The organism is Anaeromyxobacter sp. SG66 (assembly GCF_022690805.1).
Lineage (GTDB): Bacteria > Myxococcota > Myxococcia > Myxococcales > Anaeromyxobacteraceae > Anaeromyxobacter > Anaeromyxobacter soli.
Window position 1 is genome coordinate 1 of the sequence record NZ_JALCZC010000124.1, and the last position, 11,849, is coordinate 11,849.

At 75.4% G+C, this 11,849-nt stretch carries 8 protein-coding genes and 1 pseudogene; 3 read left to right on the plus strand and 6 right to left on the minus strand.

Annotated elements, in window-relative coordinates; all coding sequences use genetic code 11:
• The 3 genes from MNZ39_RS21055 to MNZ39_RS21065 all read left to right on the plus strand — a co-directional run.
• A partial coding sequence (locus MNZ39_RS21055; RefSeq protein WP_242341067.1) for a glycosyltransferase family 4 protein occupies nt 1-1,119 on the plus strand: 1,119 nt, incomplete at its 5' end.
• A complete protein-coding gene (locus MNZ39_RS21060; protein WP_242336988.1) occupies nt 1,098-3,353 on the plus strand; it encodes a glycogen debranching N-terminal domain-containing protein in 2,256 nt (751 codons plus the stop codon). The genes MNZ39_RS21055 and MNZ39_RS21060, both read left to right, overlap by 22 nt.
• A gap of 480 nt (nt 3,354-3,833) precedes the next feature.
• On the plus strand, nt 3,834-4,739 hold the full coding sequence (locus tag MNZ39_RS21065) for a MoxR family ATPase (protein WP_242336991.1): 906 nt from the start codon (nt 3,834-3,836) through the stop codon (nt 4,737-4,739).
• A gap of 177 nt (nt 4,740-4,916) precedes the next feature.
• Here the strand turns inward: MNZ39_RS21065 and MNZ39_RS21070 are convergent, their stop codons facing one another.
• From MNZ39_RS21070 to MNZ39_RS25135, 6 genes and pseudogenes are all read right to left on the minus strand, one after another.
• Nucleotides 4,917-6,794 (minus strand): ATP-binding protein, encoded by a 1,878-nt coding sequence (locus MNZ39_RS21070; protein WP_242341068.1) that lies wholly within the window; start codon nt 6,792-6,794, stop codon nt 4,917-4,919.
• A 150-nt stretch (nt 6,795-6,944) separates the two neighbouring features.
• Nucleotides 6,945-8,156, minus strand: coding sequence for a nickel pincer cofactor biosynthesis protein LarC (larC, locus tag MNZ39_RS21075; RefSeq protein WP_242341069.1), 1,212 nt, complete (start codon nt 8,154-8,156; stop codon nt 6,945-6,947).
• Between the two features lie 10 nt (nt 8,157-8,166).
• Nucleotides 8,167-8,910, minus strand: coding sequence for a nickel pincer cofactor biosynthesis protein LarB (larB, locus tag MNZ39_RS21080; RefSeq protein ID WP_242341070.1), 744 nt, complete (start codon nt 8,908-8,910; stop codon nt 8,167-8,169).
• Nucleotides 8,911-8,920: 10 nt separating this feature from the next.
• The gene (locus MNZ39_RS21085) at nt 8,921-9,523 is read right to left on the minus strand and encodes a chemotaxis protein CheC (protein ID WP_242341071.1); all 603 of its coding nucleotides are present in this window, start codon (nt 9,521-9,523) and stop codon (nt 8,921-8,923) included.
• The gene (locus tag MNZ39_RS21090) at nt 9,520-10,977 is read right to left on the minus strand and encodes a chemotaxis protein CheA (protein ID WP_242341072.1); all 1,458 of its coding nucleotides are present in this window, start codon (nt 10,975-10,977) and stop codon (nt 9,520-9,522) included. The genes MNZ39_RS21085 and MNZ39_RS21090 overlap by 4 nt, the downstream gene beginning before the upstream one ends.
• Before the next feature lie 343 nt (nt 10,978-11,320).
• Nucleotides 11,321-11,758: pseudogene (locus MNZ39_RS25135) on the minus strand (chemotaxis protein CheA); the annotation flags it as partial.
• Between the last annotated feature and the right edge of the window lie 91 nt (nt 11,759-11,849).

Here is an 11,849-nt window from a genome sequence, read left to right on the forward strand (position 1 = left end):
CCCCGGTGCGTGGCCCCGGCGCCGGGCGCGGCCTACCGTGTGGAGGTGCGCATCGCGATCGTCTCGACCCCCTTCGTCCCCGTTCCTCCCCCGGCGTACGGCGGGACGGAGCTCGTCGTCCACGCGCTCTACCGCGCCCTCGCCCGCGCAGGCCACGACGTCACCGTCTTCGCGACGGGCGACTCGACCGCCCGCGGCGTGCGCGCCTTCTTCGAGCGCGCCGTGTGGCCGCCCGATCCCTACTCCGAGATCCTCCACTGCCGCTTCGCCGCGCAGGAGATCGCCGCGGGCGGCTACGACGTGGTGCACGCGAACGTCCCCGCCATGCTCGCCTTCGCCGACGAGCTGCGCCCGCCGATGGTCTACACCCTGCACCACGCGCTCGAGCCCACCCTGGCGCGCTTCTACGAGCGCGTCGAGGGCGTACGCCTGGTCGCCATCTCGGAGCGGCAGGCGGAGCTCGCGCGGCCCGCGCCGCACGACGTCGTCCACCACGGGCTCGATCCGGAGCTGTACCCCGTCGCCGGCACGGGCGGGGGCGGAGCGTTCTTCCTCGGGCGGCTCTCCTGGTGCAAGGCGCCGGAGGTCGCGATCGAGGCTGCGGCGCGGGCCGGCGTCCCCATCACCGTGGCCGGCGCCATCCACGGCGACGCCGCGCCGGAGGGCTGGCGAGAGCGCGTGCTCGCGCCCGCGCTCCGGCGGCCACACGTGAGCTGGGTGCGCGAGGCCGATCTCGCCGCCAAGCGCCGCCTCTTCGCGACCTCGCGCGCCTTGCTCGTCCCGCTGCGCTGGGACGAGCCGTTCGGGCTCGTGATGATCGAGGCCGCGCTCGCGGGGTGCCCCGTCATCGCGTCGCCCAGCGGCGCGGCGCCGGAGATCGTCGAGGACGGCGAGACCGGCTTCCTGGTCCGCTCGGAGCGCGAGATGGCGGCCGCGCTGCGGCGGGTCGGCGCGCTCGACCGCCGGGCCATCCAGGCCCGGGCGCGGCACCGCTTCGGGGCCGATCGGATGGCGGCCGGGTACCTCGCCGTGTATCGCGCCGCGATCGCCGAGCGCATGCGCCTGCGGCTCGGCGGGGCGCCCGCGGCGGAGGACGGATGGACGACGCTCGCGCAGTGAGCCTCGCGCGACCGGAGGACCTGCTCGGCTACTCGGACCCCTCGACGCAGCCCGAGGCGACGGGGGTCGACAAGCTCGTCCTGAAGCGCGGCAACCTCTTCCTGGTGGCCAACCGGCTTGGGGACGTGGCGCCGGCGGGCGCCCGCGACCTCGGGCTCTTCCTCACCGACACGCGCCACCTCTCCTCGTGGAAGCTCTCGGTGAAGGGCGGGCCGCCCCTCTGCCTGTCGTCCCAGGTGTCGCCCGAGTACGTCGCCCAGATCGACTTCACCGTCACGAGCCTGCACGAGGGGGATCTCCTCGGGCGCGAGCCGCTGAACTACGTCCACCTGCGGCGCGACCAGATCATCGACGACGTCTTCCTCGAGCGCATCGTCCTCACGAACTTCCTCGACCGCCCCATCGCCTTCTGGATCGAGATGTGCTGGGCTGCGGACTTCGCGGACGTCTTCGAGATCCGCGGCGCCCAGCGCGCGGCGCGCGGCACCTACGAGGTCCCGCGCGTGGAGAAGGACCGCGCGATCCTGCGCTACGACGGGCGCGACGGGCGCGGGTACGCGACGGAGATCCGGCTGGAGGGGCTGCGGGCGGACGGCCCCGCGCGCCTCTCGCGCATGGGGGGCCGGGGCGCGCGGGTGGATCTCCACCTCGAGCCGGCCGGCAAGGTCGAGCTGTCGTTCGTCGTCGCGGCGGGGATCGAGCGCGGTCCGGCGGCCGGCCGGAGGGGGCGCGACGAGGACCGCGAGGTGCCCCGCGGCCCGTCCGCGTCGTTCGACGCGCGCGCCCGCGCGACCCGCGACGCCTACGACTCGTGGGAGCGCGGCGCGACGCACTTCCGCTCGTCGAACGATCTCTTCGACCTCGCGCTCCACAACGCCGTCGCCGACCTGAAGGCGCTGCGCGTCTACCACTTCGGCGAGCCGGTCATCTCGGCGGGGATCCCCTGGTACACCTGCCCGTTCGGCCGGGACGCGCTCATCACGGGCTACGAGGCGATGCTCGCCGCGCCCGAGGTGGCGCGCGACGCGCTCCGCTTCCTCGCGCGCCTGCAGGGCACGATCGACGATCCCGAGCGCGACGAGGAGCCGGGGAAGATCCCCCACGAGATCCGCTTCGGCGAGATGGCGGCGGCGGGCGAGGTGCCGCACTCGCCGTACTACGGCTCGGCGGACGCGACCCCGCTCTTCCTCGTGGTGCTCGACGAGTACGACCGCTGGACGGGGGATCGGGCCACCGTCGAGGCGCTCCTCCCGGCCGCCGAGCGCGCGCTCGGGTGGCTCGACCGCGCCGCCGATCCGGCGCGCGGCGGCCTCGTGGAGTACGCGCGCCGCACGCCGAAGGGCCTGCGCAACCAGGGCTGGAAGGACAGCCACGACGGCGTACCGTTCGCGGACGGCCGCCCCGCCGAGCCGCCCATCGCGCTCGTGGAGGTGCAGGGCTACGCCGTGGACGCGCGCCGCCGGATGGCCGGGCTCTACCGGCGCCTCGGCCGCGACGCGGACGCGGAGCGGCTCCTGGCGATCGCGAACGCGCACGCGGACGCGATCGAGGCGCGCTTCTGGATGGAACGGGCGGGCACCTACGCGATCGCGCTCGACCGCGAAGGACGCCAGGTGGACGCGGTCACCTCGAACCCCGGCCACCTGCTCTTCTCCGGCGCGGCGGCGCCGGACCGCGCGCGGCGCGTCGTCGCCTCGCTGCTCGACGAGCGCATGTGGAGCGGGTGGGGGATCCGCACGCTCGGCGCGGGGCAGCCGGCGTACAACCCGCTGAGCTACCACAACGGCACCGTCTGGCCGCACGACAACGCGCTCTGCGCGATGGGCATGAGCGCCTACGGCGAGGTGGAGCGCGCCGGGGAGGTGCTCACCGGGCTCTGGCAGGCGGCGCAGCACTTCCGCCTGCTCCGGTTCCCGGAGCTGTTCTGCGGGCTCGGCCGCGACGGCGGCCGCTTCCCGGTCCACTACCCGGTCGCCTGCTCGCCGCAGGCCTGGTCGTCGGCCGCGTGGTTCCTCCTCGTCCGCGCGGTGCTGGGGCTCTTTCCGGACGCGCACGCCCAGACGCTCCACGTCCGGTTCCCGTGGCTGCCGCCCTGGCTCGACGAGCTCACGCTCGAGGGCGTGCGCGTGGGCGCCGCGCGCGCGACGCTGCGCTTCCTCCGCGGGCCCAAGTCCGCCTACGCGGAGGTGGTGGACGTGGAGGGCGGACCGCTGCGGGTGCGCATCGAGGTGTGAGCCTTCACCCGCGCGCACGAAAAGCGAGAGGCCGCGGGTGTGCCCCGCGGCCTCTCCAGCTTTTTGGCGCGTGGGCGCCCGACTAGGATTCTCCGCCAGACGCCTCACTCGAGACGAACGGCGGGGGCAGGAGTCGAGCGTCCGACCACGCATCGACGAGGACGTGAGACGGGAGGTGGGCCCTGCAGTTCGAGCGTTTGGGCTGGAGCTTCTTCATGGCAGGGTCCTCGGTCGGCCTCCGGCGGGACTCGAGTGCGTACCTGTTCAATCGGCGTGCCGTAGGGCCTCCAAGGCGAATCACTCCTGGAATCAAAGACTTGTGGAAAACCCGCGCGGGCCGCGGCTGTAATTCTGACGGTTCCCGGCAACGCCAGGGTGTAGCGAACCCCGGTAACATGACCGGTCGGATGCTCGATCGTGCCCGCGCCCGCCCTATAAGGAATGGCGCCGTGGAGCGCGTGAGCCGCGCTGCGAGGAGCCATGTTCGCGACCATCGAAGAAGCCGCCGAGAAGCTCGCGGGCGCCGGCTACCTGCCTTCGCGCGAGATCGCGACCGCCGTATTCCTGGCCGACCGGCTCGAGAAGCCCATCCTCGTCGAGGGGCCGGCCGGCGTGGGCAAGACGGCGCTCGCCCGGGCGTTCGCGCAGGCGTCGGGCCGCTCCCTCATCCGGCTCCAGTGCTACGAGGGGCTCGACGAGTCGAAGGCGCTCTACGAGTGGGAGTACGCGAAGCAGCTCCTGTTCACGCAGCTCCTCCGCGAGCGGATCGGGGAGGCGATGTCAGGCGCGGAGTCGCTCGCCGAGGCGGCGGATCGCATCGCGGGGGAGGGCAACGTCTTCTTCAGCGAGCGGTTCCTGCTGCCGCGGCCGGTGCTGCGGGCCATCACGAGCGAGGAGCCGGCGCTCCTGCTCGTGGACGAGATCGACAAGGCGGATCCCGAGCTCGAGGCGTTCCTGCTCGAGGTGCTCTCGGAGTGGACCGTGACCGTGCCGGAGATCGGCACCGTCCGTGCGCGCCAGGTGCCCCGCGTGGTGCTCACGTCCAACGCGGCGCGCGACCTCTCCGACGCCCTCAAGCGCCGCTGCCTCCACCTGCACATCGACTTCCCCTCGCGCGAGCGGGAGCTCGCCATCGTCCGCGCCAAGGTGCCGGAGGCCACGGAGGCGCTCGCGCGCGCCGTGGTGTCGGCGGTGGGGAAGCTCCGTACGCTCGACCTCAAGAAGCCGCCCTCGATCGCGGAGACGCTCGACTGGATCCGCGCGCTCGCCGTGCTGAACGCGACGGAGCTCGACGCGACGCTGCTCGACGAGACCCTGAACCTCGTCCTCAAGTACGAGGCCGATCTCGCCCGCGCGCGCGAGCGGCGCGGGGAGTGGCTGATCTAACGGGGGCTGCGCCCCCGCCCCACCGACGGCTGACCGCCGTCGGCCGGGGCCCCACCCCTGCTCGCCGGGTCCCGTGCGCCGCCGCGTGGCGGCTTCGCCGCGAACGCGACGGCGCCCCGGCGCGCTCGCGTTGCTCGCGTGTCGTGACCACGAGGTCCAGCCGTGCTGCCGGAGCGTTCACCGTTCGGCGCTGGCGCCGCGGACGGGCAGCGTCACCGTCACGGTGGTGCCGCGGCCCTCGGCGGTGTCGAGGGCGATCCGACCGCCGTGGCGCTCGAGGATGCCCTGCACGATCGGGAGCCCGAGCCCGATGCCCACGCCCGGGCGCGTCGTGAAGAACGGCTCGAACGCCCGGGCCGCGATCTCCGGCGGCATGCCCGCGCCGTCGTCCTGCACCGCGACCTTCACGGTCTCGCCGTCCTGCTCGAGCGCGAGCGACACGCGGCCGCCCTCGCCGACCGCCTGCGCGGCGTTCCGCACGAGGTTCACGAAGACGTGCACGAGGCTCGGGCGGTTCCCCTCGACCGGCGGCACCGGGACGAGCCGCTGCTCGAGCACCGCGCTCATCTCCTTGAGGGCGGGCTTCGCGAGCCGCGCCGCCTCGTCGAGCACCGAGGCGAGGTCCACGAGCTCGGCGCGCGCGCCGGAGGGCTTCGCGTAGGCGACGAGGTCGCGCGCGAGCCGCTGGATGCGCTGGCCCCCCTCGCGGATGGCGCGGAGCTTCTCCACGTCGGCGGGGTCGTGCCCGGCGTTCTGCAGCTTCTCCACGAGCACGTCCGAGTACATGTTCACCGCGGTGAGCGGGTTGTTGAGCTCGTGCACGACGCCCGCGACGAGCCGGCCGATGCCGGCGAGCCGCTCGGCGTGCTCCGCCGCGGCCTCGAGCGAGCGCACGCGCGTGAGGTCGTGGCCGATGGCGATGACCCCCTCGACGTCGCCGGCCGCGCCGAAGATGGGGGCGGTGTTCACCGCGATGCGCGCCTCGCGCCCCGCGGCGAGGAGCCGCGTCTCGAACCCGTCCACCGACTCGCCCGAGAGCCCGCGCGCGAGCACCGCCTCCACCGCGGCGTGCTCCTCCGGCGGGATGCGCGCGAGGAGATCGCCCCCGAGCGCCTCCTCGCGGGCGACCCCGGTGAGCCGCACCAGCGCGGCGTTCCAGACGATCACCTCGCGCGCCCGGCTCGCCACGAAGATGAGCGCGTTCGCGTGCTCGATGAGGTCCTCGAGGTAGGTCTTGAGGTAGGTGAGCTCCTCGACCGAGCGCAGGTTCCGGACGCCGAGGGCGGCGTGGTTCGCCACCTGGTACAGCAGCGACGCGTCGGAGAGCGGATCGCCCGGGCCGCCGCGCGCGTACTCGAGGTTCACGATGCCGAAGAGCTGCCCCGCCACGGCGAGCGGGACCGCGCTCGCCTCGTCGCAGCCCGCGAAGAGCGGCACGTCGCGCTCGACGATCTGGACGCCGCCCTGCTCGAGCGCCGCGCGCGAGAGGCCGGTGCGCTCGACCGCGATCGCCTTGAGGGCGAGCCGGCCGCGCGCGAGCGGCCGGAGCCGGCCGCGGGCGTACAGGGTGGTGAGCGCGAAGGTCCTCGGATCGACGAGCCGCACGCAGAAGGAGCGCGCGGGGAAGAGCAGCTCGAGCGCGCGCGCCACCGCGGCGGTGATCTGGTCCTCGCTGCGCGCCTCGGCGAGCTCGCGGGAGAGGGCGAGGAGCACGCGCGGGACCGCGGTGTCCTCGTCGGGCAGCGCCAGGGCGAGGGCGGCCGAGCCCAGGACCGCGCCGCTCTGCGCGGGCGTGAGCGCGGCGGAGACGTCGACGCGGGCGGGCACGCCGGCGACGCTCGTGCGGTAGCTGCGGATCGTCCCGGGGAGCGGGGTGGGGACCTCGCCGTCCACCGGCGGGAGGAGCGCGCCGAGCGCCGCGCCGCGGAGCGCGTCGGCGTCCTGCCCGAGCGCCCGCGCGAACGCCTCGTTCGCGAGCTTCACCACGCCGTCCTCGAGGACCACCGCCGGCACCGCCGCGGTGCGGAACACCTCGCGCAGCACGGCGTCGTCCACGCGCGGGGCGGGCCGCGGGGGCCTCCGCCGCGGCGTCGCGCGGGCCGATCGCTTCCGCGGCCGTGCCTTCTCCTTGCGTGCCACGCGCTTCCCCCGCAGTGACTCTAGCACGCGGAGCGGACGCGCCGACGAAGGCGGCGGCCGCGGCCTTCAGCGCCCGGCGCGATGTGCGGCGATGGCGGCGGACATCACCTCGCGCACCGGGACGCCGCGCTCGCGCGCGCGAGCGAGGCAGTCGTCGTACTCGGGGTGAGCGCCCAGCTCGCGCCCGGCCTGCCACGCCACCTTGACCCGCACGACCCCGTAGGGCGTCTCCACCTGCTCGAAGGTGCGCTCGAGGGCGTCCCGCTCGACCGCGTGGCGGCGGACGCCGAGCGTGGTGGTCTCCGCGAAGAGCGCCTGGGTCACCGCCGCGCGGCGCGGCTCCTCGCACAGCGCGCCCAGGAGCATCCCCGGGCGTCCCTTCTTCATGGTGAGCGGCGCGGCCCACGCGTCGAGCGCGCCCGCCTCGAGCGCGGCCTCGATGGCGCGCGCGACGAGCTGCCCGGGGCAGTCGTCGAGGTTCGCCTCGAGCACCCACAGCGCCCCGGCGCCGGCCTCCGCGGGCGCGCCGCCCGCGGGGCTCGCGCCCGGGGCGAGCGGGACCTCCTCGGCGAGCGTCATGCGCAGCACGTTCGGCCGGTCCGGCCAGGTGACCGTCCCGACGCCGTGGCCGATCCGGCGCGGCACGAACGGCGGCAGGGGCCCCACCTGGGCGAACTCGGCGAGGAGGGCGGCGCCGGTGGGCGTGACCGCCTCGCCGGGAGGCCCGCCGGGCCGCACGGGCGTGCCGGCGAGCAGCTCCAGCACCGCCGGCGGCGGGATGGGCACCGGCCCGTGCGCCGTCCGGGCGATCCCGCGCCCGAGCTCGGGCGGCGCGGACACCACGCGCGGCCAGCCGAGCAGGTCGAGCGCCACCGCCGCGCCGCACAGGTCCACGATCGAGTCCACCGCGCCGACCTCGTGGAAGTGCACCTCCTCGACCGGCACGCCGTGGACCTTCGCCTCGGCCCGGCCGATACGCTCGAACAGCCCGCGCGCGGCGGCCTTCACCCGGGGCGCGAGCGCGCTCGCGTCGAGGATGCCGAGGATCTCGGAGAGCGAACGCGCGGGCGGCTCCTGCCCCTCCACCACCACGTCCACGTGCGTGCCGAGGATCGCCGAGGCGCTCCGGCGCTGCACCTCGAGCCGCCAGCCGGGCACGCCCAGCGAGCGGAGCGCCTCCTCGAGGCGGGCGCGGTCGACGCCCAGGTCGAGCGCCGCTGCGAGGAACATGTCGCCGGCGATGCCGCCGATGGGTTCGAGGACGAGCAGAGGCTGCATGGAGAGGCTCCTACTCGCGCGCGATGAGGCCCGCCACGAACGCCGCCCCGAAGCCGTTGTCGATGTTCACGACCGTGACGTTGGGCGCGCAGGAGTTGAGCATGGTGAGGAGCGGCGCCATGCCGCCGAGCGAGGCTCCGTAGCCGACGGAGGTGGGCACCCCGATGACGGGCCGCCCCACGAGGCCCCCCACCACCGAGGGGAGCGCGCCCTCCATGCCGGCCGCCACGATCACGGCGCGGGCCCGCTCGAGGTCCGCCCGGCGCGCGAGGAGCCGGTGCAGGCCGGCGACGCCCACGTCGTAGACCCGGATCACCTCGAGGCCCATCACGTCGAGCGTCACCGCCGCCTCCTCGCAGACGGGGATGTCGCTCGTCCCGGCGCAGCAGACCGCGACCGGCCCGCGCGCCGGGACGTCCATGCGCCCCTTGCGCAGGGTGCGCGAGACCGGGTCGTACTTCGCCCCCTTCACCGCGCGCCTCACCGGCGCGGCCTTGTCCGGCGCGAGGCGCGTCACGAGGAGCGGCCCGCGGGCCGCGAGCTGCTTCGCGATGGCGGCGACCTGGGCGCCGGTCTTGGCCTCGGCGAGCACCACCTCCGGCATGCCCACGCGCAGCGCGCGGTGCGTGTCGATCGTGGCGACGTCGCCGAGCCGCTCGAACGGCGCGTGCTTCATGTGCGCGACCGCGTCGTCGACGGTGGTGTCGCCATTGCGGACGCCGTCGAGGAGCCGGCGCAGCGTGCGTTCGTCCATGCCGGGGTGTCTAGCGCAGATCGAGGTGCGAGAGGAGCCTCGCGATCCGTTCCGGCTCGGGCATGACGAGGATGAGCCCCTCGAGGGCCCCGCGGTCGACCTCGGCGGCGAGGGTGAAGCGGGTGGCGAGCGCGATCGAGCCGGCGTGGGCGACGAGCCGCTCGACGCAGGCGCGGCCGCTGCCGCGCGCGAAGGTGGGCACCGACAGGAGCAGCTTCTCGCCGACCAGGGTCCCGATGGCGGAGACGAAGGCGCTCCCCACGATGTTGCCCGACTCCATGAGGGCGCTCTCGGCCATGCCGCCCCAGCCCTCGCCCGCGCCGGGCGGGAAGCCGAGCAGCGCCGCGAGCCCCTCCGCGTCCGCCTCGGGCAGGGCGAGGAGCAGGTCGCCCTGGAGCGGCCCCTCGAGCTTCACGCCGACGGCGACGAGGTCCTGGCCGAGCCCCCCGAGGAACACGGCGATGGCGCCCGCCTCGGCGCCCACCCACGCCTCGGGGACGTCCATCTCGATGCGCCGGCCGGCGAGCTTGCCGAGCGCGGTGATGGCCTGCCCGCAGCCGATGGTGGCGAGCTCCTGGAGGGCGTCGAGGTCTCGCGGGCCGAAGGAGGTCACGACGCGAGGAGCCTTTGAACGTCCAGGATGAACACCGGCCGCCCGGTGCCGAGCACCGTCACCGCGGAGAGGCCGGGCACGAGGTCGAGCGGCTCGCCGAGCGGCTTCAGCACCGCCTCGTGCTGGCCGAGGAGCGCGTCCACCGCGAGGCCGACCCGCCCGCCGTCGCCGCCGTCGGCCACCACCACCGAGCGCTCGTCGAAGGGCGCGCCCGGGAAGCCGAGCAGGCGGGTGAGGTCGTGCACCGGGACGAGCGCGCCCTCGTGCTCCAGCACCGGCGTCCCCTGGCTCCGCTCGAGCCGGGAGAGCGCCACCTGCGCCGCGCCGTGGACCTTGGCGATGGGGATGCCGAGCACCTCCTCGCCGACGCGCACGAGCAGCACCGGCTGCACCGCCACGGTGAGCGGCAGGCGGAAGGTGACGCGCGTGCCCTTGCCGGGCACGGAGTCGAGCTCGAGCGTACCGCCCACCCCCTCGACGGTGCGCTTCACCGCGTCGAGGCCGACGCCGCGGCCGGAGACGTCGGTGACGGTCTCGGCGGTCGAGACGCCTGGCAGGCAGGCGAGCAGGAGCGCCTCGCGCTCGGGGAGCTCCGCCGCGTCCTCCGCGCTGAGCGCGCCGCGCGCGACCGCGGCGGCGCGGAGCTTCTCGGGGTTCATGCCGCGCCCGTCGTCGGAGATCTCGAGGATCACCCGGTCCCGCTCGCGGCGAGCGGTGATGGCGAGGGCGCCGGTGGCGGGCTTCCCGGCGAGGAGCCGGAGGTGGGGGAGCTCGACGCCGTGATCGACGGCGTTGCGCAGGACGTGCAGCACCGGGTCCGACAGCTCCTCCAGGATGGCGCGGTCGAGCTCGATCTCCGCGCCGCGGATCTCCACCTCCACGCTCTTGCCGAGCTTGCGCGCGACGTCGCGCGCCGTGCGCGGGAGCCGCTCGGTGACGAGGGCGAGCGGCGTCATCCGCACCGTCATCACCTTGTCGTGCAGGTCCTTCACGATCGCGTGGAGCCGGTCCACGCCCTCGTCGAGCGCCGGGCGGGCGCCCTCCGGCAGCGCCCGGCCGATCTCGCGGATGCGCGCGGTGGCGAGGATGAGCTCGCCCACCGCGTCGAGGAAGCCGTCGAGGATCTCGGTGCGGACGCGCACCGTGCGGCTCGCCTCCCCGGGCGTCCCCTCGCGCGCGGGCGCCGGGGCCGGCGCGGGGGCGCGCTCCGCCTCCGCCTCGCGGAGCGTGACGGCGGCGATGTCGGAGATCTGGGCGAGGGCGCGCTCCACCGCCTGGAGCGGCTCGGCGGTGTCGAGCAGGACCTCGAGGCGCTTGCCCGGGATGCGGCCGGCGCGGAGCTCCTCCACGGACGGCCGGGCCTCGGCGACCTGCCCGAGCCCCCCGAGCTTCTTCACCACGAGGAAGCCGCGCACCGCCGGCACCGGGCAGGACCCGGCGATCTCGACCTGCACCTGCACGCGCCGGGCGGTGCGCGTCGCGGCGAGCGGTGATGGCGAGGGCGCCGGTGGCGGGCTTCCCGGCGAGGAGCCGGAGGTGGGGGAGCTCGACGCCGTGATCGACGGCGTTGCGCAGGACGTGCAGCACCGGGTCCGACAGCTCCTCCAGGATGGCGCGGTCGAGCTCGATCTCCGCGCCGCGGATCTCCACCTCCACGCTCTTGCCGAGCTTGCGCGCGACGTCGCGCGCCGTGCGCGGGAGCCGCTCGGTGACGAGGGCGAGCGGCGTCATCCGCACCGTCATCACCTTGTCGTGCAGGTCCTTCACGATCGCGTGGAGCCGGTCCACGCCCTCGTCGAGCGCCGGGCGGGCGCCCTCCGGCAGCGCCCGGCCGATCTCGCGGATGCGCGCGGTGGCGAGGATGAGCTCGCCCACCGCGTCGAGGAAGCCGTCGAGGATCTCGGTGCGGACGCGCACCGTGCGGCTCGCCTCCCCGGGCGTCCCCTCGCGCGCGGGCGCCGGGGCCGGCGCGGGGGCGCGCTCCGCCTCCGCCTCGCGGAGCGTGACGGCGGCGATGTCGGAGATCTGGGCGAGGGCGCGCTCCACCGCCTGGAGCGGCTCGGCGGTGTCGAGCAGGACCTCGAGGCGCTTGCCCGGGATGCGGCCGGCGCGGAGCTCCTCCACGGACGGCCGGGCCTCGGCGACCTGCCCGAGCCCCCCGAGCTTCTTCACCACGAGGAAGCCGCGCACCGCCGGCACCGGGCAGGACCCGGCGATCTCGACCTGCACCTGCACGCGCCGGGCGGTGCGCGCGCGCGGCGCGGCGGGCGGGGGCGCGGCGAGGGCGGGCGGCTCGACCGGCGCGGGTGCTGCCGGCGATGGCCCG